The organism is Microbacterium sp. (assembly GCF_044340635.1).
Lineage (GTDB): Bacteria > Actinomycetota > Actinomycetes > Actinomycetales > Microbacteriaceae > Microbacterium.
Genome location: NZ_JBIITF010000008.1, coordinates 1 through 21,507, shown reverse-complemented (window position 1 = coordinate 21,507; position 21,507 = coordinate 1). Strand labels below are relative to the sequence as shown.

Genomic DNA, 21,507 nt, shown 5'->3' with positions numbered 1-21,507 from the left:
AATCTCGACACCCGCGCCATCGCCACGCTCATCGACGGATGCCCGGCGTGCTTTCCGCACTCCGATGATCTACACGTATGGAATCGGCGTCGTGATGATGGGCGACTGGATCCTCCAGAACCCCATGTTCAATGGCACGGCGGCCGTGGAGGACTACCTACCCGAGGACGACATCGCCCTACGGTCGTCGTCACATTTGATGAGACGGCCTTCGACGAGACCGGGGCCGACACGAACCGGGCCACCGACCTGTTCCGAGAGCTCGCGTGCGTCGTCTCGCCCGGCTCGGTCCCGCCCAGGAGGTAGTCGTGGCTCCGCGCGTAGCCTGGCGGAATGAACCTGGATGGGCCCGACCCGCGCGTGTGCCCGACCTGCGGCGACGCGCTCTCGTTCGAGATCCTCGATGACGAGCGATTTCTGGTCGTGTGGTCGTGCGTCCACTGTGGCCTTATCCGAACGACGGAGCCGGTGTAACCAGCCATCGCCTCGGCGCCCACCACGTCGCTGCCCGTGGTTAATCGCCCGAAACGCAATCTTCTCGGGCGGAAACACGAGCGCTATCCGTTCGTAGCCACACCGAAACAGGATGTCCGTCTACTGGAGTCATGACTCCCGCATCGGCTGCTGAGACACCCACCGCGACCAACACAGCGACCCACGTCTCGACCCGGGTCAACATCGCGTTGCTCGGTGTCCGAAGCGATGCGCCGGTGCGCAGGACGGGCGGAGCCGGGCCCAGCGACGACGGGCACTTCATCATAAACGGCGAGGGTGCCGCCGTCCCTCTCAACCCGGCCAGCCCGTACGTCGTCACGTCCGGCGGTCGGCTCACCCTCGACGGCGCCGATCTCGGGTTCGATGTCGCGCCGGTGGTCCGACCCGCGTTCTACGACCTCGAGACGGCCGACGGCATCAACTACGAGAAGATCGCCAAGCTCCACGGCAAGAACGTGCTCGCGACCACCGTCGTGCAGACCTGCGTGCGGTACGACGAGAGCGAGCGGTGCCGGTTCTGCGCCATCGAGGCGTCGCTGGATGCGGGACTCACCGTCGCCGTCAAGACGCCCGCCATGCTCGCCGAGGTCGCCGAGGCGGCCGTTCGGCTCGATGGCATCACGAGCATGGTCATGACGACGGGAACGTCCAACGGCTGGGACCGCGGTGCCAAGCACCTCGCGCGCTGCGTCCGCGCCGTCAAGCGTGCGGTGCCCGGCCTCGAGATCCAGGTGCAGTGCGAGCCCCCCGCGGATCTGCAGGCGATCACGGATCTCTACGAGGCGGGCGCCCGTTCGATCGGCATCCACGTCGAGTCGATGGACGAGGACGTGCGCCGGCGCTGGATGCCGGGGAAGTCGCGTGTGAGCATGGACGAGTACCGCGCGGCGTGGCGCGAGGCGGTCCGCGTGTTCGGCTTCAACCAGGTCTCGACCTATCTGCTGGTCGGGATGGGGGAGGACCCCGACGAGCTCGTCGAGGGTGCTCGCGAGCTCATCGACATGGGCGTGTACCCGTTCGTCGTCCCCTTCCGTCCTCTGAAGGGAACCCTGGCGACGGATGTCGACAAGGTTCCGGCGCCGCATCGATCCGTGCTCAACTCGGTCACGAGTCGCGTCGCGGTTCTGCTGCAAGAGGCGGGCATGCGCGGTGAGGATCAGCGGGCGGGCTGCGTGGCCTGCGGTGCGTGCAGCGCGCTGAAGACGGCCGGGGCCTGAGATGCTCGATGTGCCGGTCATCACCGGAACGTCGCGCCGGAGCCGGATCGACCGGACGGCCTGGACGATCGAGCGGGCGACGGACGCGCAGATCGCCGCGTATCGCGCGATCCGACGCGATGTGTTCGTGGCCGAACAGGGCATCTTCGACGGCGACGACACCGACCGGATCGACGAGGATCCGCGCACGATCGTGCTGGTCTGTGTCGCTCCCGGGGGCGAGGTTCTCGGGGGCGTTCGCCTCGCCCCCGCCGTCGAGGGTCGCGACATCGGCTGGTGGACCGGCAGCCGGCTGGTCGTGCGCCGCGACGCGCGCGGCGCGGGCGGCATCGGGTCGGCGCTCGTGCGCGAGGCGTGCGCGACCGCTCTCGCGAGCGGCGTGCTGAGGTTCGAGGCGACGGTTCAGGAACGCAACGCTCCGCTCTTCCGGCACCTCGGCTGGGAGTCGTGGGGCGCCACGACCATCGGTGGCGCGGCTCACGTGCGGATGCGCTGGCCGATCGATCGGATCGAGCGGCTCCTGCAGTCCACCAAGGGGGTCCTCGGCGACCTGCTCGGCGACCTCCGCGACGACGACCCGCACGCCCTCGGCGGTCGCGGATTCGTCGGCGATGACGGGGTGCCCCTTCCGGGCACCGATGTTGTCGCAGCGTGCGACGCCATCCTTCCTGCCATGATCGAGCGCGATCCCGAATGGGCGGGGTGGTGCGCCGTGCTGGTCAACCTCAACGACCTCTCGGCCATGGGGGCGAAGCCGGTCGGGCTGCTCGATGCCGTGGCGGCACCGACCGCCTCGTTCGCGCGGCGGATCCTGGGCGGGCTCCGCAGCGGAGCGGATGCCTGGGGTGTGCCGATCCTCGGCGGTCACACCCAGCTCGGGGTCGCCCCCGCGCTGTCGGTGACCGCGATGGGGCGCACGAAGCGCCCGGTGCCCGGCGGCGGTGGCCGGGTGGGCGACGACCTCAGCCTGACCGTGGACCTGCGCGGACGCTGGCGCCGCGGCTTCGAGGGCAGGCAGTGGGACACGACCTCCGCCCGCACCGGTGCCGAGCTGCGCGAGCTCGGCGGGATCGTGCGCCGAGCCCGCCCGGCCGCGGCCAAGGATGTCAGCATGGGCGGCATCGTCGGCAGCGCCGCGATGCTCGCCGAGGCATCCGGCACCGGGCTCGCGATCGACGTGTCGGCGATCCCCGCGCCGGGCGACGTCGCGTTCGGCGACTGGGTCACCTGTTTCCCCGGCTTCGGGATGCTCACGGCCGACCGTCCGGGGCGCTCGCGGGTCGCTTCGCCCCTCGCCGAGACGGCAGTGATCGGTCGTCTCAACGGGGGATCCGACGTTCGGCTGCTGTGGCCGGACGGCGTCACCACGACCGCCTGTGCCGCGCCGGCAACGGGCCTCGGAGCATCCGGTTCGTAACGTGACCTCATTCCGGATGAAACCACACCGAAACACCGTCTTGCGAGTGTGAATGCACGCTCCTCTCGGCTCCACCTTCAGCTCGACTCCCCGTTCCATCCCGTGCTCCACCTCACGAAAGAGATGAACCATGCCTGAAGACATCGACGCCCAGATCGCCGAGAACATCGCCAAGTCGCTCGGCGAGATCCCGCACCCCTCGCTGCCGAAGGGGACGAACATCTACGGATCGACCAAGATCTTCCCCGACTTCCAGGCCGAGGACGGCGAGACCTACTTCACGCTGATCCACGGCATCCCGCACGAGTCCTCGGTCAGCTTCGTTGCGATCCTGCAGGCGACCCGGGCCCTCCGCAAGGGTTTCGAATCGGCGATCTACTTCTACGGCCCCGGCACGCTCGCCTGCACGGCGAACCGCGGATTCCCGACCACCGGGGACGCCGGATTCCCGGGCGAGCTGAACATGAACGGCTCGCTCGAGACGTTCATCAAGGAGGGCGGCACGGTCTACTGCTGCCGCTTCGGCATGGCCCTGCACGGCATGCGCGAGGAGGACCTGATCGAGGGTGTCATCCCGGCGCACCCGCTCGATGTCCAGGACGCCCTCATCTACTACGCGCGCAAGGGCGCGATCATCAACTCCACCTACAACCTCTAGGCCCGGCCATGGCACTCACCGTCGCGTCGGTCTCGGCGAACTTCACGCGGGACCTGAACCAGAACTACGCGCTCATCGAGCAGCTGCTCCAGGACGCGCGTGCTCGGGGGGCGCGGATCGTCGCGTTCCCCGAGGCGGCGATCGGGGGGTATCTCTCATCGCTCGGCAACCATGGCGACACCGTGCAGAACACGAAGCGCTCGCTTCCGCCGGCCATCCGGCTCGACGGCCCCGAGATCGCTCGCGTGCAGGAGCTCGCGGGCGACACGATCGTGACGATCGGGTTCTGCGAGCTCGACGACGACGGGGTGACGCGCTACAACGCGGCCGTGTGCCTCGACGGCGGGCAGATCTACGGGTCGTATCGCAAGGTGCATCAGCCGCTCGGCGAGAACATGTCGTACTCGGCGGGATCCGAGTACACGGCGTTCGACACCCCGCTCGCGCGCATCGGGATGCAGATCTGCTACGACAAAGCCTTTCCCGAGGCGGCACGGCTGCTCGCGCTCGACGGTGCCGAGATCGTCGTGAGCATGTCGGCCTGGCCGGCGGCGCGCACCGCGACGGCCGAGAACCTGCAGGACGACCGCTGGACGTACCGGTTCAACCAGTTCGACATCGCGCGGGCGCTCGACAACCAGGTCTTCTGGATGGCGTCGAACCAGTCGGGCACGTTCGGGTCGCTGCGCTATGTCGGCAACGCCAAGGTCGTCGATCCGGGCGGCAACATCCTCGCGACGACACTGCTGGGAGCCGGTCTCGCCGTGGCCGAGATCGATATCGACGAGACGTTCCGGGCGATGCGCGGTGGCATGTTCCACCTGCGGGATCGACGACCGGATGTCTACGGCCCGGTCGCCGAGACGGGGAGCGACAGCGCGACCCGGTGGACGGAGCTCGCCCATGCCTGAGATGACGTTCGCGGTGCGCTGGCCGGACGGCCGCGAGAGCACGCACTACTCGCCGAGCCTGGTGATGCACGACTTCCTCACGGTGGGGGGGCGGTACCCGGTCTCGGACTTCGTCGGACGCACGAGCGAGGCGCTGGCGATCGCGAGCGAACGGGTGCGGGCGAAGTTCGGTTTCGCCTGCACCTCGGCGATGCACTCGGAGCAGACGATCGCGTCGGCCGCCGCCTCGTACGCGGACGGTGACGTCGAGGTCGTCGCGATGGAGCCCGGCCTGGAGCCCGCCGCGGACGGCGGCCGCGCATGATCCCCGTCGAGCTGCGGGACGGCGACCATTTCGATGCCGTGATCGTGGGTGGGGGCCAGGCGGGGCTCGCCCTCAGCTGGCACCTGGTCCGGAAGGGCGTCCGTCATGTCGTCATCGAACGCGACACGGTCGTGCACGAGTGGCGCGACGGCCGCTGGGACAAGTTCACGCTCGTGACGCCGAACTGGCATTGCGCGTTGCCGGGCTATCCGTACGACGGTGCCGAGCCCGACGGCTTCATGACCCGCGACGAGGTGTACGCCTGGGCGCGCGGATATGCCGACACCTTCGATGCGCCCGTGGCGGAGCACACGTCCGTGCTTCTGGTCGAGCAGCGCCCGGGCGGCGGATTCCTCGTCCACACGAGCGCGGGCACGATCTCGGCCGAGACGGTCACCTCGGCCACGGGCGGGTACCACCTGCCCGTCACGCCCGTGTGGGCTGCGGACATCCCCGACCACGTCGTCCAGCTGCACTCCCACGAGTACCGCAACGCCTCGCAGCTTCCGGATGGTCCCGTCCTCGTGGTGGGGTCCGGACAGTCGGGGACGCAGATCGCCGAGGACCTGCTGCTCGAGGGGCGCGACGTGCATCTCGCCCTCGGTCGCGCGCCTCGCGTCGCGCGGTTCTACCGCGGACGGGACTGCATGACCTGGCTCGCCGACATGGGCGTCTACGACGTGGCCGTCGAGGCGCGGGGGCTGGCCAAGCGCGAGTCGACGAACCACTACGTCACGGGCCGCGACGGGGGACGCGACATCGATCTGCGCGAGTTCGCGCTGCGGGGGATGACGCTCTACGGCCGGGCGGTCGGGATGTCGGGAGGTGCCTTCCTGTTCGATGGCACCCTGGCCGACAACCTCGACTACGCCGACTCGGTGGCCGAGTCCATCAAGAACGACATCGACCGCTACATCGAACGCGAGGGGATCGACGCGCCTCACGAAGACCGGTACCAGCCGGTCTGGCGGCCGGAAGACGTCCCCACGACGCTCGATGCGGCGGGCATCGCCTCCGTCGTGTGGTCGATCGGCTTCCGCGCGGACTGGTCGTGGCTCGGAGACCTCGATGTGCTCGACCACGAGGGGCACCCGGCCCACGTCCGGGGTGCGACGAACGTGTCGGGCTTCCAGTTCATCGGGCTGCCGTGGATGCACACCTGGGGGTCCGGGCGGTTCCACGCGATCGCGCGCGACGCCGAGCACGTCGCGGGGCTGGTCGCCGAGGCCGCAGACCGACGCGTCCGAGTCGCCTGAGGCATCCGGATATCGCGCTATACGCTGAGCGAATGGTCACGGTCACGATGGCGGGGGTCGCCGCGCACTTCGGGCGCGACGTGGATCGCACCCTCGCGAAACTCCCCGGGATCATCGGGCAGGCGCGCGAGAAGGGCGTCGATCTGCTCGTCCTGCCGGATGCGACGATCGGCGGGTACCTGTTCGACCTCCAGCATCCGTCCGACGAGGGCGACAGCGCGCCCCGTTCGGTCGACCTGGACGGGCCGGAGATCGCCGCCGTCATCGCGCTCGCCGGCGACATGACCGTCTGCTTCGGCGTCGCTGAGCGCGCGCGGGTCGGAGACACCGAGGTACGCTACAACACGGCCGTGTGCGTGACGGGCGACGGCATCCTCGGGACGCACCGCAAGGTCCACCTGCCGCTCGGAGAATCCGACGTCTACCGGGCCGGCGACGAGTTCTCGGCGTTCGACACCCGGGTCGGGCGCCTCGGGATGCTGATCGACTTCGACAAGACCTTCCCCGAGTCCGCGCGTTCCCTCGCGCTCGACGGCGCCGAGATCATCGCGTGCCTGAGCGCGTGGCCGGCGAGCGTGACCGATCGCTCCGACCGCATCCGCAACGACCGCCAGGCGCACCTGTTCGATCTGTACGACTGCGCGCGCGCCGCCGAGAACCAGGTGTACCTCGTCTCATCCAACCAGACCGGCGTGATGGGCGGGCTGCGCTTTCTCGGGCAGGCGAAGATCGTCGACCCCGCGGGCGAGATCATCGCCAAGACTTGGGCCAAGGGCGGTCTCGCGATCGCCGAGGCCGACGTGAAGGCCTCGCGGGCGCGCGCTCGGCGGAGCCTGAACCACCTCGAACAGCGCGCCGAGCATGCGTATCGCGTCACGCCGGCGTGAGCCGGTGAGACCGCCCGGGGGACCCTCGTGAAGATCGCGCAGGTCACGTATTCGACGAAACCTCGGGGCGGGGTCGTGCACACGCTCGCGCTGTCCGAAGCGCTCGCGGCACTCGGTCACGAGGTCGAGATCTGGACCCTCGGGCGCGGTGACGACACGGCGTTCTTCCGCGAGGTCGATCCGGCCGTCTCCGTCCGCGTGGTCCCCTTCGACACGCCCGAGGGCGAGGACGTCGGCGACCGGATCGAGCGATCGATCACGACGATGGCCGCGGCCTTCGGGGCCGACGCCGACGTCGTGCACGCACAGGACTGCATCTCGGCGAACGCCGTGATCTCCGCAGGATCCGCGTGCGTTCGGACGATCCATCACCTCGACGCCTTCACAACACCCCGCCTCATCGCGTGCCACGAGATGGCGATCCACCGGCCGACAGGCCGCATCTGCGTGTCTCGGGCGGTCGCCGCAGAGGTGGAGGCGGAGTACGGGTACACCCCTACCGTGATCCCGAACGGCGTCGACGCCGACCGGTTCGCGGCCGCCGCGGGGCCCGCCGGTGACGAGCAGCGCGCCCGGTGGCGTGGCCGGCTCGGCGACTACGTGCTCGCCCTCGGCGGGATCGAGCCGCGCAAGGGCTCCATCGACCTGCTCGAGGCGTTCGCGGCGCTCCGTGCGGAGCATCCGGATCTCCGCCTGGTGTTCGGAGGCGGCGAGACGCTCTTCGACTACCGGCCCTACCGCGAGGAGTTCGAACGGCGGGCGGACGAGCTCCGGATCCAGCCGACGATTCTCGGCACCGTCCCGGACGATGATCTTCCCGCTCTCGTGGCCGCGGCGTCGACGCTCGGCTTCGTCTCGACGAAGGAGGGCTTCGGTCTCGCCGCTATGGAGGCGCTCGCCGCCGGGGTCCCGGTCGTCGCGCGGGACCTTCCCGTGATCCGGGAGGTGTTCGGAGAGGCCGTTCTCTATGCGACGGATGTCCCGGGCATCGCCGATGCCCTGAGCACGTCGCTCGATCCGTCGTCGCGGATCGATCCCGTCCCGGGACAGCACCTGGCGCGCTCGTACAGCTGGATCGGGGCGGCTCGGGCCCACGAGGACTTCTACCGCTCGTTCCTCGCGTCGGCGGGCGACTGATGCGGCAATCGATCTCGTCGATCGTCGCCGACCGGGCACTCGCCGCGCCGAACGAGGTCGTCGTGATCGACGAGCGCGGCGAGCTGACGGCAGCCGGCCTCGACGAGTCGGCGACCCGCCTGGCGCATGCCCTTCGTGGTCGGGGCGTGGAAACGGATGACCTCGTCACGATCTCGCTGCCCAACGACCGTGACATCGTCATCGCGACCGTCGCCGTCTGGAGGGCCGGCGCGACGCCGCAGCCCGTGGCGATGAGGCTGACGGATGCCGAGCGCTCCGCCGTCGAGGAGGTGTCGCGACCGGCGGCGGCGATCGGTGCCCGCCCCCAGGACCCGTCCATTCCGTGGATCGAGTCGGTCGACGCGCCCGCCGTGTCCGTGCCGCTCCCCGATCTGGCGGCATCGTCCTGGAAGGCGCCCACGACATCGGGCTCGACCGGTCGCCCCAAGGTGGTCCGGGCCAGTTCCCCGGCGATCCTCGACCCGACCCGGCCCGTCGCCGAATTCCTCCCCTTGCGCGCGACCCAGCTCGTGTCGGGTCCGATGACCCATTCGGCGACGTTCACCTACGCCTTCCGGGGTCTGCTCACCGGGCATCGCCTGGTGATCCTGCCGCGCTTCGACGAACGCGCGTGGCTCGACGCCGTCGAAGAGCACGCCGTCACGTGGGCCCTCGTCGTGCCGACGATGATGCACCGGCTCCTCCGCCTGCCCGAGGCCGAGCGCCATCCCGATCGTCTGCGGAGCATCGAGTCCTTGCTGCACATGGGCGCCCCGTGCGCCGTGCCCCTGAAGAGGTTGTTCCTCCACTGGGCGGGCGCGGAGCGGGTCATCGAGGTCTACGCCGGATCCGAGTCGAACGGGCTGACGATGATCCGCGGTGACGAATGGCTCACCCACGAGGGCAGCGTCGGCCGGGCCATCGGCGGAACCGAGATCCAGATCCGCGGCGCGGACGGGAAGCTCGCGCCGACGGGGACGATCGGAGCGGTCTGGATGCGCCGGGGCCTCCGTCCCGCCTACGAATATCTCGGCGCGACCTCCCGCCGGGACGCGGAGGGGTGGGACACCCTCGGCGACATCGGCCGGCTGGATCGCGACGGCTACCTCTACCTCGTCGACCGCGCGGACGATGTCATCAACCGCGGCGGGGAGAAGATCTACCCCGTCGAGATCGAGCGCGTGCTGGAGCAGCATCCCTCCGTCCGGAGCGCGCTGGCCTTCGGACGACCCGATGAGGCGTTTGGTGAGGTCGTCGAAGCCGTGGTGGATGTCGCGGGCGCCGAGATCGGAGCGGACGAGCTCGTGGCCTGGGCGAAGGAACGCCTCGGCTCACGAGCCCCGTCCTCGATCGGCGTCGTCCATGACCCGGTCCGCGACGATGCCGGGAAGGCGTCTCGCCGTCGGTGGTCGGAACGGTCACGGGACCGCTAGTCCGCTCGCGCCTCAGTTCTGCCCTGTCGTTCCCTCGCGTCGACCAGGGAATCCTGTTCACCGGCTACGAGCTGGTGACCTACGGCACTGACGATCGCAGCGCGAGATCAGAGCCAGATCGGTTCAGGACGCGGCGCGATCGAGATAGTGCTCGATCACGTACCGCGCGATCGCGATCGACGAGGTTGCAGCGGGCGACGGCGCGTTACGCAGGAGGGTGACCGGCCCGACCTGGTCTACGGCGAAGTCGTCGAGCAGCTCGCCGGCGCGTCCCCACGCCTGCGCACGGACGCCCGCCGACGTCTTGGCGCTCAGGTCGCTCATCTTCAGTTCCGGGATGAACCTGCGCGCCTTGCGATAGTAGAGCGGCTTGACGAGGGAGCCGCTGATCTCGTCGACCCCCATGCGCCAATGTTGCTTGGCGAGCGGCCATGCTCCCGGCCACCGCAACGAGGCCAGCGTGTCCTTCGGCGAGATCGAGAGCCAGCGGTATCCCTCGCGTGCCAGGGCGGGCACCGCGTTGGGGCCGATATGGACATCGTCGTACACACCGCGGGTGAAGTGCACCCCGAGGAAGGGAAAGCGCGGATCCGGAACCGGGTAGATCATGCCGCGCACCAGGTCGCCCCGCTCCGGCGCAAGCTCCCAGTACTCCCCGCGGAAAGGCAGGATCTTGGGTGACGGGTCGGCGCCGATGAGTTTCGCGACGATGTCGGACTGCAGGCCCGCGGCGGCGATCACCCTGTCGAAGACATGCTCACCGGACGGAGTGATCACGCGGACCCCACCGTTCTCGAGGCGCATCGCGGTGACCTCGCTCTGCATCACGATGTGCCCACCCGCTGCGCGGACATCCTGCGCCATCGCTTCGGTGATCGCTGCGTAGTCGACCGCGGCCGTGTGGGGGGAGTGCACCGCGGCAACGCCCGCGACGTGCGGTTCGATCTCGCGCAGGCGTGCGACATCGTCGATCCGCACGAGGTCGGGCACGCCGTTCTCGATCGAGCGCCGTTCGATCTCAGCGAGCGCCGGCAGTTCGCTCTCGTCGACGGCGACGACGAGCTTACCGACCTCGCGGTACGGGAGCCCCTTCTCTTCGCAGTAGTCACGGATCGCGACGCGTCCCGTTGCGCAGAGAGTCGCTTTCAACGACCCCGGCTTGTAATAGAGACCGGCGTGCACGACGCCGGAGTTGTGGCCGGTCTGGTGCGCAGCCAACCGTGGCTCCTTCTCGAGCACGGTCACCTCGTACGCCCCCGATTGCGCGAGTTCGCGTGCCAGCGCGACGCCGACGATTCCCCCGCCGATGATGCCGATACGTTCGCCCACGTCAGCGGACTCTCTCGCACGTGTTGTCGTCCCGTGCGCTCGACCCATCGGATGCCCAGGCGACCGCTTGTCGAAGGATCGAATCGGATTCGGCCGTGATGCTCACTATTCCTCCAGGTGCGTGGCGCAGAACCCGGTGTGGGTCCGCGCCAGTATAGGTCAACCGATCCGCGTGTCTCCGGGCGGCGAAACCCGCATCCAGCGGAAGCCGTAGGGCGCCAACTCGAACTCCACACGTCCGCTCGCGTCCAGGGGTGTCCGGTCAGGTCCGTGCAGGTCGAGAAGGGTCGTACCTTCCTCGACCTCGCCGATCTCCACGACCGTGCGTACGGGCGCGGCCGTGAAGTTGTGGAGGGCGATCATCCGTCCGAGCGGCGACAGAACACCGTGGGCCAGTACGCCATCGCTGCTGGTGTCGAACAGCTCCAGCTCACCCCAGCCGATCTCGGGTGAGACGCGGTAGCGGCGGACGAGGTGACGGATGAATTGCAGCAGCGAGTCCGGGTCGTTCCGCTGCTTCAGCACATTCACATGCTCGGGGGCATAACCATCCGCGGGCATCGGGGCGACCAGCCGCCCGCGAGACGCGTGTGAGAATCCGCCGTTCTTCCCGTCCGTCCACTGCATCGGCGTGCGTACCGCACCGCGCCCCGCGACCTCCGAGTTCTCGCCCATACCGATCTCTTCGCCGTAGAACAGCACCGGCGTGCCCGGAAGGGAGAACAGCAGGCTGTAGACCATCCGGATCCGCCGGGGATCGCCGTCGAGCATCGGGGGCAGGCGACGAGTGATGCCCCGCCCGTAGACCCGTTGGGATTCCTCGGGCGCGAATGCCTCGAAGACCTCGTCGCGTTCGGCGTCGGACAGTTTGTCGAGCGTGAGTTCGTCGTGGTTGCGCACGAAGTTCGCCCAGGCCGCACCGTCCGGTACGGCGGGACGCTCGGCGAGGGAATCCCGAAGAGGCGACGGATCGCTACGCGCGAGCGAGAGATAGAGCGCCTGCATCGACATGAAATCGAACTGCAGGTCGAGCTCGCCGCCGCGCTCGCCGCCGAAGAAGTCCAGCTGCTCGGTGAACGGCAGGTTGACCTCGCCGAGGAGAGCGGCATCGCCCGAACGTCGCTGCAGGAACCGCTTGAGATCGCGCAGGAAGTCGTGCGGATCGCCGAGGTCCACCCCCTCGGGCGGCTCGATCAAGAACGGCACGGCGTCGATACGGAACCCCGAGACGCCGAGGGCGAGCCAGAAGCCGACGGTCTTGACGATCTCGTCGCGGACGCGCGGATTCGCGATGTTCAGGTCGGGCTGGTGCTTGTAGAAGACGTGCTGGAAGTACTGATCCGTTCGCGGATCGTGCTCCCAGACGCTCGCCTCCTCGCCCGGGAAGACGGTCGGCTGCTCGTTGGCGGGCGGCTCGTCGCGCCAGACGTAGAAGTCCCGATGGAACGAGTCGCGGCTGCGCCTCGCCGACACGAACCACGGGTGCTTGTCGGAGGTGTGGTTGACGACGAGGTCGACGATGACGCGGATGCCTCGGTCCTTCGCCGTGCGGATGACTTCCACGAAGTCGCCGTGGTTGCCCAGGCGCGGGTCGATGCCATAGAAATCGCTGATGTCGTACCCGTCGTCTCGGTCGGGACTCGGGTAGAACGGCATGAGCCACAGGCAGGTGATCCCGAGGTCCGCGAGGTAGTCGATACGACGTGCGAGCCCCGCGAAATCGCCGACGCCGTCCGCGTTGTCGTCCATGTAGGTCTCGACGTCGAGGCAGTAGACGACGGCGGATTTCCACCACAGGTCGCTGGTGTCGGTGATGTTCACAGCGCGCTCCTCAGGGCCGGCAGCAAGTGTCGTTCGGCGCGGTCGAGGAAGGACGCCTGGTCCGTGCCGACCCCGTGCAGGTAGACACGATCGAATCCGAGCGCGACGAGCTCGGCGATCCGATCGGCGAGAGCTTCGGCATCGGTCGCCACGAGCGCCCCTCGACGCAATTCCTCGTCCGTCGGGTCGCCGGCCATCGCATCGAATTCCTCGGGCTGTTCGACATCCCACAGCGAACCCTCGATCGTCGCGTGGCGCCACTGCTGCCGGAGCACCGCAAGTGCCTCGTCGTCCGAGTCCGCGAGGGCCACGTGGACCTGAAGAACCCGAGGCCCACGACCTCCGGCGCTCCCATAGGCGTCGAGGACCCGGGCGAGCACGTCACGCGGCTGCGCCACGGTGGCGAGCCCGTCGGCCCACGATGCCAGCCAGCCCGCCGTCTCGGCGGTGACCGCGGCGCCCAGCAGGGGCGGCGGGGTTTCGGGTCGGCTCCAGACGCGGGCGCGGTGCACCGTGACCTCGTCGTCGCGGCTGACCTCGCGGCCGGCGAGCAGGTCGCGGATGACCTCGACGGATGCCTCGAGCCGGGCATTGCGTCGATCCTTCGGCGGCCACGGATCGCCCGTCACGTGTTCGTTGAGGGCCTCACCGCTGCCGAGCGCGGCCCAGAAGCGGCCGGGGAACATCTGCTCGAGCGTCCCGATCGCCTGGGCCGCGATGACGGGGTGATAGCGCTGGCCGGGAGCCGTGACCACTCCGAGTGAGAACGATGTCGAGGCGAGCGCGGCCCCGAGCCAACTCCAGGCGTAGCCCGACTCGCCCTGATCGACGCTCCAGGGCGCGAGGTGGTCGGAGCACATCGCACCGTCGAAGCCGACGGCCTCGGCGCGGACGACGGCCTCGAGCAGTCGGCTCGGCGGAACTTGTTCGTGGGAGGCGTGGTACCCGATGAAGACCATACGCCGAGTCTTGCGCGCGAGCGCCCGCACGGGCAGGGGATTGCGAGAAACCCCGTGTTCCCGTACGGGCACGTCGCGATTCGCCGGCGGTCAGGCGAATCTGACCCAGTTCGCCCCGGCACCGGTTTCGGCCCGCTGGAGCAGCTCGAGCTTCTCGCCCTCCACCGCGTAGAGCGAGACGGTTGTCGAGCGTTCCCCGGTCGCGACGAGCAGCGACCCGTCCTGGCTGAGCGCGAAACCGCGCGGCTGCGGTTCGGTCTCGTGGAAGGTCGTGGGCGCAGAAACGCTGCCGTCCGTGTCCACGGCGGCAGCCGCGAGTGTGCTTTCGGTTCGCTCGGACGTCCAGAGCGTCGCCTCGGACCGGCCCCAGTGCAGGTCGGCCCCCCAGATGAAATGGTTCTCGCGGGGGTCGGCGCCGAAGACGCTGTGCCCGAGTCCCCGTGCCGGGTCGACCACGGATGTAGCGCCTCGGAACGCGAGTTCGCCCGACGTGATGTCTCGGGCGAAGTGCAGGACTTCGCCCGAGAATTCGGTGATCACGTACACGGCGTCCTGAGCCCCATTCAGGACGAGGTGACGCGGGCCGCTTCCCTCGGGTGCCGCAACCGTCGCGGGGTCGAGCGGGTTGAGGTGCAGCTCATCGTCGACGGCGTACTGCGCGACGAGGTCGGCACCGAGCGAGACGAAGTAGGCGAATCGGCCGTCGGCGCTGGGGAGCACGGAATGCAGATTGGGGAACGCGATCGTGCTGACGGGCTCGCCGATCACCCCGTCATCGACGGGGCAACTGATGCCGTAACCGCCGCTGTAGGACGCTCCCAGCAGCAGGGTTCCGTCGCGACCGAGCGCGAGGTAGTTCATGCCGCCGTCGGGCAGATCGAGCCGTCCGCGCGGGGTGAGGTGCCCGGTGCCCCTGTCGAGCTGCAGGGTCAGGATGCCGGAGGGTTCGCCCGGTCCGCTGCCCTTGACTCCGGCGTAGACGAGGCCGCGGGCCGCGTCGACGGCGAACGTCGAGCAATCCGTCAGCCCGTCCGTGACGGCGAGGCGCTCGAGCGTGCGGTCCGCGAGGCGGAAGACGCTGATCGATCCGTCGCCCGCATTGGCGACGAGGACGAGGGGAGTGTCGGTCATCCTTCGATCGTACGTGCGGGTCCCGGCATGCGCGCGACGCCTCAGCGGTTGCGCGCGGCGGCTTTCCGCTGCTGACGCTCGGCCTCGACCACGGCCGCCTCTCCGGGGGTCGGGGCCGTGCCGCCGAGGTGCTTCGGCTGCCACCACTGACCGGAACCCGAGAGGGGATAGGACGCCTGCGCCTCATCGAGCAGCGCCTGCATCCGTTCACGCAGTTCTTCCGTCGCTTGCACCGGGTCATCGTTCGTCGTCACGGTGAGCGGCTCGCCGACCGCAATGCGAAGGGGCGCTTTGTACGCCTCGCGCAGCCGCGGACGGTGGTTCTTAGTGCGCAGGAGTTGCCCGCCCCACACGACGATGGGAATGATCGGTGCGCCCGCCTCGGCCGCCATCCGGGCCGAACCGGTCTTGAGCTCGCGGACCGTGAAGGATGCGCTGACCCCGGCCTCGGGAAAGACCCCCAGCAACTCGCCCCGGCGGAGGGCATCCACGGCGAGTTCATATGCGGCGCTCCCCGCGGCCTTATCGACCGAGATGTGTCGCATGGCTCGCAGCAGCCAGCCCACCACGGGTTTGTCGAAGGCGCCCTTCATCGCGAGAAAACGCACGTGACGCCGATTGTGCAGCCACGTGACCCACTCGACGAGCGCGAAGTCGGCGTATCCGAAATGCGTGATAGCGAGGACGGCGGATCCGGATGCGGGGATCTTGTCGATCCCGGACACGACCGGTTTCAGGCGCAGAACCCCGCCGAAGACAAACCGACCGAACCCGACCGCGAGGGAGTACACCGGTTCGCGGCGCGCCCGGCCGCTCTGCTGCGTGGTCATGGATTCCACCCTGCCACCGGTTTCAGCCGGATCGGGTTGTCGGCGGGATATATCGCTCAGTTCGTCGTTGCCCTGGGGCTGATCAGACGTGCTCGTTGTTCGGCGATCAGCGTGAGCATCGCCGAGTTGCTCGCCGGGTCCGCGGTGTGCCCGCGAATCTGCTCGTCCAGCGCATCCAGTTGAGCGACGAGCGCGACGTCGACCTCGCGACTGGCGCAGGTCAGAGAGAGTTCGGAAACGGCCTGGACGAAACGCTTGACGACGGCGGGATGCTCTGCGCCGTAGTGGCGGAGAGGGGTCAGCGAGGCATCCACATCGTCCGCCGAGCGTCGTGGGAGCGTGACGACACAGAGCTGCCCATCGGGTCCCGCGAGTCCCGCGGGCAGGCGCGACATCGCGACGAGACGCGCGGTGATCGCGCTGAGGTGACCGAGAGCGTGCACGGCGGTCGTCGGATCGTTCACGCCGGGCGACAGCGCGCGCAGGGCGATATCGAGGGTCTGTTGCACCCCGAAGTCGACATCTTGCGCCGAGGTCCGTTCGTACCCGATGGGGAATGCCTTCCGGATGATGCGCTCGACGTCTTCTCGATCGACGTCTTCTCGATGGACGTCCTCCCGATCGCTCTCTTCTCGAACCGTCTCCGCTTGTCCAGACGGCCACCACCGTGCCAGTGGTGATCCCGTCACGATGTTCTCGCCGACGCGGCGGAGCTCCTGGATCACGATCCCGTGCTCGGCGGCGTATCGGACGAGCAGATCGTGGTCGTGGCGTGTGATGAACCCGCTCGAGTCCGCAACCCCCGTCTCGTGCGCCGGGGGGACCGGGATCGCGCCGACGTAGCCAGGGGTGTCGGCGTTCCGCGCATCGATCAGATCGATCGTGCCATCCGTCTCGGCATGGATCTCTTTCAGCATCGTCTCGACCCGCAGTTGCGCCGCGAGATGCGCGAGGAAGAAGACGAGCATGATGACGCTCGCGAGCGTCAAGACGAATCCGAGCGTGACGGAAAGCCGGGGCACGAACTCGGCGATATCGTCGTCCTCCGACCTCACCGACCTCAGCACGGTGAGGGAGTATGCGAATGTTCCGAGGAATGCGGCGAGCGTCCAATGCACCTGGCGGTCGCGGGCGAACAGCCGCAGCACGCGGGGCGATGCCTGACTGCTCGCCAATTGCAGTGCGACGACGGTGAGCGAGAACGTGAGCGACGTCGCGGTGATCAGCGAACCGGCGATGGATGACAGCACGGTGCGCGCGGTCTCGGCGCCCCCGTTGAACACGACGGAATCGACCGCGTTCGGCAGTTGCGGGTCGACGATGAGGTCGAGACGGGGGAGGACGATGCCGATGACCACCGCGACGACGACCGTCCCGACGGGGACAGGCCAGAGTCGGGAGTCGATCGCTTCGGACAGGGTCGCCCACCACCCGCGCCACGCGCTGGGTCCGGTGTCTCTTCGTGGTGCCTGAGGCATCCGTCCATCCCGTCGGTCGCGTCTTTCGCCGTCGCCCGAAGTCGCATCCTCGCGACGACGGTCATCTCAACCTTCGCACGACGGTGTCGACTCACGTGATCGACCGGAGCGCTTCGCTCACCCAGCGGGCGTAGGACTGCCACGGGTCCGCGCACTCGAGCGCCCCGATATGCGACAACAACTCGGGGCCTGCGTGGAACCACTCGCCGCCCTCACGGAGCCCCGCGAACTCCCGATGACGCTGCTGCTCGAGCGCCCGCCCGCCCCGTTCGAAAGCCAGCAACTCGTCGTGCCAGACCGCCGAGAGTCGCTGCCGAGGCGCGGCCGAGGTGCCGATCTTGATGCGGTCGGCATAGCGCAGATAGTAGACGACCTCGACCCGAGGTCGTTCCAGGTCGGCGTCGATCGAGTCGCCGACCCGCCAGTGGCAGAGCGCGCACCTCAGGCATCCGTCGTGGCGCTCGCCCTCCGTTGCCCCGCAGAGCACACACGGGTCAGCAAGTGGGACGACGAACGGCACCCGAGAACGCTACGGCGAACCGCAGACGCCGTGGCCCCGCGCAACGAACTTCGGCAAACGACGAGCCGCGGACGAAAAAGCAACCCCCTTCCGCGCGGCGCCTGGGCGGTGCATGATCTGAGTTGCTCATTTCCCTGCACGAGAGGCAGAACACATGCTCGGACTCATCATCAGCATCATCGTCATCGGACTGATCGCGGGTGCGCTCGCACGCCTGATCGTGCCCGGCAAGCAGAGCATGGGCATCGGTATGACCATCCTGCTCGGCATTGTCGGCTCGTTCGTCGGCGGATTCCTCGGATTCTTGCTGTTCGGCGCCGACGCGCAGGATGGATTCTTCCAGCCGGCCGGCATCATCGGCGCGCTCATCGGCTCGATCATCGTCCTGCTTCTCTGGGGCGCCTTCTCGGGTCGTCGCTCGCGCCGCAGCTGAACGCGCGTATGACGGGGGATGTCGCATCCGACCCGCGACGGGCCCGTGATGGCCGTCGCGGCGGGGCGGATGCTCCACGCGCACATGCCGGCCTGCGGGGGAACACCCTGCAGGCCGGTGATGTGCTCGCGGACAGATACCGGATCGACGAGTTCGTCGGCGCGGGCGGGATGGCATCCGTCTTCCGCGCCACCGATCAAGCGCTCGGCCGCACGGTCGCGATCAAGTTGTTCACTCCCGGTACCGCGGGCCGCGGGGACGAGGCACGCCAGGTATCCGAAACGCGGCTGCTTGCATCGCTGAGCCATCACGCGCTGGTCACCCTCTTCGACGCGCATCTGCCGGAGCGCGGCGACGCGTTCCTCGTGATGGAGTACATCGACGGGGGAACGCTCGACGCGCGTCTTCTCGGCGGCGTGATCGGCGACGAGGACGCGACCTCTCTCGCGCGAGAGCTCGGCGAGGCACTGCACGTCGTGCACGGCGCCGGAATCATCCACCGCGACGTCAAGCCGTCGAACATCCTGCTGCGTCCGGCACTGACGCCGCAGAGCCCCCTCCGCCCGACGCTCGCCGACTTCGGCATCGCGTACCTCATCGACACGACCCGGCTCACCGCGCCGGGAACCGCGATCGGCACGGCTGCTTATCTCGCGCCCGAACAGGTGCGAGGTGCCGCGCCCACGACCGCGTCCGACATCTATTCGCTGGGCCTCGTTCTGATCGAGGCGCTGACGGGTCGCCGCGCGTTCGCACAGCAGACCCCGGTCGAGGCGATCGCGGCGCGACTGTCGATCCAGCCCGAGATCCCTGCCTCTCTCGGACCCGGCTGGGGTGCGCTGCTCACCGACATGACCGCTCGCGACCCTGAACAGCGCCCCACCGCACTCGAGGTCGCCACGCGGGCGCGCTTGCTCGATGTCGAGCCGAGCGATCCGGGCGTGACCGCGCTTGCCGTCGATGTGGTCTCCGAGAAAGAGGCGGGTGAGGCATCCGTCGCATCTGCCTCGTCGATCTCATCCGTGGGCTCGGTTTCCCCCGCACCCACCCTCATGCTGCCGACCGAAGCGCTGACGGATGTCTCGCCAGCGCCTCACGAGCCCGCGCCGATCGGCACCGGAGGGGACGCGGGACGGACAAGCTCGCCCGCGCGTTCGCGCCGCGCGCGTCTGGGGTTGCTGGCGCTCGTCGCGCTGCTGGTCGCGGGCGTGCTCGCCGTCGTTCTCTGGAACGCGAACCTGCCGTCCGGGCCGGCGCAGCCGGATCTGCCGCAGGTGGGCGAGCCCCTCGATACACACCTGCAGGATCTTCTCGACGAGGTGACACCGTGAGGCGCCGGGCGGGATGGATCGCCCCGGCGCTAGCCCTCGTGCTCGTTTTCAGCGGGTGCGCACAGGCGGACACCGACCTCGCCGGGGAGTCCGCCACACAACTCCAGTCTCATGTGGTCTCGGTGGCGGAGACCGCCGCGACGGGCGACTATGCCGCAGCGATGGTCGAACTCGATGCGCTTCAGGCGGCGCTCGACACCGCGCGGGAGCAGGGCGACGTCAGTGACGAGCGGGCCGCGACGATCCAGGCAGCGATCGATGCGGTGCGCGCCGACCTCGTGCAAGCGGTGGAATCCGCAACGCCGAGCGCGCCCGCCGAGGCGCCCGTCGAGGCGCCGGCCCCGGTGGCTCCTGATGTGGCTGAGCCGGAAGAGGGTGACGGCAACGGCGGGGAAGGCGGCAACAGTGGCGAGGGCAACCAGGGCAACGGTAACGACGGCAACAGCGGCAACGGGAACGACGGCAACGGGAACGACGGCAACAGCGGCAACGGCGGCGGAAACAGCGGGAACGGGAACGGAAACAGCGGAGGCCGGGGCAACGGCTGAGCCGCGCCAAACCACGATGCGAAGATGGGAGAAATCTCATTTTCGCTCGGCTGATTCGGCCCGTTTTCGATGCTTTTCGGGCTGTGGATGTCGGTGGTCGTCCGTAGAGTTTCGAACATGCATTCGATTTCTTGTGGGGTTGATGCCAAGGCTCGGGACTTCGCGGTCCGGTGTGCCGAGGCGGTGCGTGTAGCCGAGCAGGGGCAGGCCGCGCTGGCTCGGATCTTCGCGGAGGCGGCTGCGGAGGGGATGCACCGGGTCGCGGAACTCGCCTCCCCCTCCTCACGCGAAGCTGAGTTGCCGTTCCGTTCTTTGGCGGCGGAGATGGCCGCTGCGGCGAATATGTCCGACCGGACCGTGCAACGCCGCATGAACGACGCCGCTGTTTTGGCGGAGTCCTTTCCCGCGACGTTCAACGCGTGGGAAGAGGGACGGATCGCTCGCGGCCATGTCGCGGTGATCATGGAACACGGACTCCCGTTGACGGATCCGGATGCACGCGCGAAGTTCGAGACCGAAGCACTGCCTCGCGCCGAGGGGACCACGCCCGGGCGGCTCGGAGCATCGTTGGCGCGGCTCGCGGAGTCGCTGCAGCCGCGACCGCTCGCGGAGCGCCACAAGGAGGCACGCACGTCACGGGGCGCGTGCGTACGAGACATCGGCGACGGGATGGCGGAGTTCATTTCCACCCAACCCGCGGTGCTGGCGCATGCGATGCACGACCGCATCACCCAACAGGCTCGGGCGATCAGGAAAGCCGATCCGACGGATGCGCGGACCCTGGACCAGATCCGTGCCGATCTGGTGGCGGACATGCTGCTCACCACGACGCCTTCCGTGGAAACGGGTGCCGGTCTCTCCGACGGGCTCGGCGGTCTCGGGGCGATTCGCGGGATCGTGAACGTCACCGTTCCCGCCTTGGCGCTGGCTGGCGTGACGGACGAGCCCGCCGAGCTCGTGGGACGGTGCCCGATCGACCCCGCCACCGCCCGCCAGCTCGCGGGACACGCGACCGGGTGGGACCGAGTTCTCGCCGATCCGATCACGGGGTGCGTGCTCGCCGTGGACCGGTACACGCCCTCGGCGGATATGAAACGGTTCTTGCGGGCGCGGGATCAGCACTGCAGGTTCCCGGGATGCCGACAACCCGCACATCGGTGTGATCGGGACCACACCCTCGACTACGCGTTGGGTGGTGAAACCGCCGTCTGCAACCTTGCTTGTCTCTGCAAACGACACCACATTCTCAAGGGCGAAACGGCGTGGACCGTCCGCCAACTCGGCGGCGGAGTTCTGGAATGGACCTCACCCTGAATCGCCCCGGGTTTAGTGGAGGGCGAGTTCTCCCAGCGCCGGCTGGCTCTGGGGGTTGATCTCACGGTAGTACTCGTTCTCCTTCTCGATGGGTGTGA

At 68.7% G+C, this 21,507-nt stretch carries 20 protein-coding genes; 13 read left to right on the top strand and 7 right to left on the bottom strand.

The annotated features are described in order from the left end of the window. The first annotated feature begins 605 nt into the window (after positions 1–605). The 9 genes from ACIQ0W_RS08690 to ACIQ0W_RS08650 all read left to right on the top strand — a co-directional run bounded on the left by ACIQ0W_RS08690 (position 606) and on the right by ACIQ0W_RS08650 (position 9,715). On the top strand, positions 606–1,712 hold the full coding sequence (locus tag ACIQ0W_RS08690; protein ID WP_396642378.1) for an MSMEG_0568 family radical SAM protein: 1,107 nt from the start codon (positions 606–608) through the stop codon (positions 1,710–1,712). Positions 1,713–1,722: 10 nt separating this feature from the next. Beyond that, complete coding sequence (locus ACIQ0W_RS08685) at positions 1,723–3,129, top strand: MSMEG_0567/sll0787 family protein (RefSeq protein WP_396642377.1); 1,407 nt, start codon at positions 1,723–1,725, stop codon at positions 3,127–3,129. 130 nt (positions 3,130–3,259) lie between these two features. Next, positions 3,260–3,787, top strand: coding sequence for an MSMEG_0572/Sll0783 family nitrogen starvation response protein (locus ACIQ0W_RS08680; protein ID WP_396642376.1), 528 nt, complete (start codon positions 3,260–3,262; stop codon positions 3,785–3,787). Positions 3,788–3,795: 8 nt separating this feature from the next. Further along, a complete protein-coding gene (locus ACIQ0W_RS08675; RefSeq protein WP_396642374.1) occupies positions 3,796–4,698 on the top strand; it encodes a carbon-nitrogen hydrolase family protein in 903 nt (300 codons plus the stop codon). Then, a complete protein-coding gene (locus ACIQ0W_RS08670) occupies positions 4,691–5,002 on the top strand; it encodes an MSMEG_0570 family nitrogen starvation response protein (RefSeq protein WP_396642373.1) in 312 nt (103 codons plus the stop codon). The genes ACIQ0W_RS08675 and ACIQ0W_RS08670 overlap by 8 nt, the downstream gene beginning before the upstream one ends. Beyond that, a complete protein-coding gene (locus ACIQ0W_RS08665; RefSeq protein ID WP_396642372.1) occupies positions 4,999–6,258 on the top strand; it encodes an MSMEG_0569 family flavin-dependent oxidoreductase in 1,260 nt (419 codons plus the stop codon). Before ACIQ0W_RS08670 ends, ACIQ0W_RS08665 begins: the two co-directional genes overlap by 4 nt. A gap of 32 nt (positions 6,259–6,290) precedes the next feature. Further along, entirely contained in the window at positions 6,291–7,145 is an 855-nt protein-coding gene (locus tag ACIQ0W_RS08660; RefSeq protein ID WP_396642371.1) for a carbon-nitrogen hydrolase family protein, read from the top strand. A gap of 27 nt (positions 7,146–7,172) precedes the next feature. Then, on the top strand, positions 7,173–8,282 hold the full coding sequence (locus tag ACIQ0W_RS08655) for an MSMEG_0565 family glycosyltransferase (RefSeq protein ID WP_396642370.1): 1,110 nt from the start codon (positions 7,173–7,175) through the stop codon (positions 8,280–8,282). Further along, positions 8,282–9,715, top strand: coding sequence for an AMP-binding protein (locus ACIQ0W_RS08650; RefSeq protein ID WP_396642369.1), 1,434 nt, complete (start codon positions 8,282–8,284; stop codon positions 9,713–9,715). The genes ACIQ0W_RS08655 and ACIQ0W_RS08650 overlap by 1 nt, the downstream gene beginning before the upstream one ends. A 123-nt stretch (positions 9,716–9,838) precedes the next feature. Here the strand turns inward: ACIQ0W_RS08650 and lhgO are convergent, their stop codons facing one another. The 7 genes from lhgO to ACIQ0W_RS08615 form a co-directional block, all read right to left on the bottom strand. Beyond that, positions 9,839–11,044 carry an L-2-hydroxyglutarate oxidase gene (gene lhgO, locus ACIQ0W_RS08645; protein ID WP_396642367.1) on the bottom strand — a complete coding sequence of 402 codons (1,206 nt, stop codon included), beginning with the start codon at positions 11,042–11,044 and terminating at the stop codon, positions 9,839–9,841. A gap of 159 nt (positions 11,045–11,203) precedes the next feature. Then, positions 11,204–12,865, bottom strand: a complete 1,662-nt coding sequence (locus ACIQ0W_RS08640; RefSeq protein ID WP_396642366.1) for an alpha-amylase family protein — start codon at positions 12,863–12,865, stop codon at positions 11,204–11,206. Continuing rightward, entirely contained in the window at positions 12,862–13,824 is a 963-nt protein-coding gene (locus tag ACIQ0W_RS08635) for a TIGR03885 family FMN-dependent LLM class oxidoreductase (protein WP_396642364.1), read from the bottom strand. Before ACIQ0W_RS08635 ends, ACIQ0W_RS08640 begins: the two co-directional genes overlap by 4 nt. Before the next feature lie 90 nt (positions 13,825–13,914). After that, complete coding sequence (locus tag ACIQ0W_RS08630; protein WP_396642363.1) at positions 13,915–14,955, bottom strand: lactonase family protein; 1,041 nt, start codon at positions 14,953–14,955, stop codon at positions 13,915–13,917. Between the two features lie 41 nt (positions 14,956–14,996). Then, positions 14,997–15,785 (bottom strand): lysophospholipid acyltransferase family protein, encoded by a 789-nt coding sequence (locus ACIQ0W_RS08625; RefSeq protein WP_396642362.1) that lies wholly within the window; start codon positions 15,783–15,785, stop codon positions 14,997–14,999. Between the two features lie 56 nt (positions 15,786–15,841). Beyond that, on the bottom strand, positions 15,842–17,263 hold the full coding sequence (locus ACIQ0W_RS08620) for a DUF2254 domain-containing protein (RefSeq protein ID WP_396642361.1): 1,422 nt from the start codon (positions 17,261–17,263) through the stop codon (positions 15,842–15,844). Positions 17,264–17,354: 91 nt separating this feature from the next. Next, positions 17,355–17,783, bottom strand: coding sequence for a GIY-YIG nuclease family protein (locus tag ACIQ0W_RS08615; RefSeq protein WP_396642360.1), 429 nt, complete (start codon positions 17,781–17,783; stop codon positions 17,355–17,357). Between the two features lie 154 nt (positions 17,784–17,937). Here ACIQ0W_RS08615 and ACIQ0W_RS08610 point away from each other — a divergent pair, with 154 nt between their 5' ends. From ACIQ0W_RS08610 to ACIQ0W_RS08595, 4 genes are all read left to right on the top strand, one after another. Then, the gene (locus ACIQ0W_RS08610; RefSeq protein ID WP_036299908.1) at positions 17,938–18,216 is read left to right on the top strand and encodes a GlsB/YeaQ/YmgE family stress response membrane protein; all 279 of its coding nucleotides are present in this window, start codon (positions 17,938–17,940) and stop codon (positions 18,214–18,216) included. Between the two features lie 8 nt (positions 18,217–18,224). Next, positions 18,225–19,547 (top strand): serine/threonine-protein kinase, encoded by a 1,323-nt coding sequence (locus tag ACIQ0W_RS08605; RefSeq protein WP_396642359.1) that lies wholly within the window; start codon positions 18,225–18,227, stop codon positions 19,545–19,547. Beyond that, positions 19,544–20,095: an FIMAH domain-containing protein gene (locus tag ACIQ0W_RS08600; protein ID WP_396642357.1), complete on the top strand. Its 552-nt coding sequence runs from the start codon at positions 19,544–19,546 to the stop codon at positions 20,093–20,095. The genes ACIQ0W_RS08605 and ACIQ0W_RS08600 overlap by 4 nt, the downstream gene beginning before the upstream one ends. Positions 20,096–20,212: 117 nt before the next feature. After that, positions 20,213–21,409 carry a DUF222 domain-containing protein gene (locus ACIQ0W_RS08595; protein WP_396642356.1) on the top strand — a complete coding sequence of 399 codons (1,197 nt, stop codon included), beginning with the start codon at positions 20,213–20,215 and terminating at the stop codon, positions 21,407–21,409. Positions 21,410–21,507: the final 98 nt, after the last annotated feature.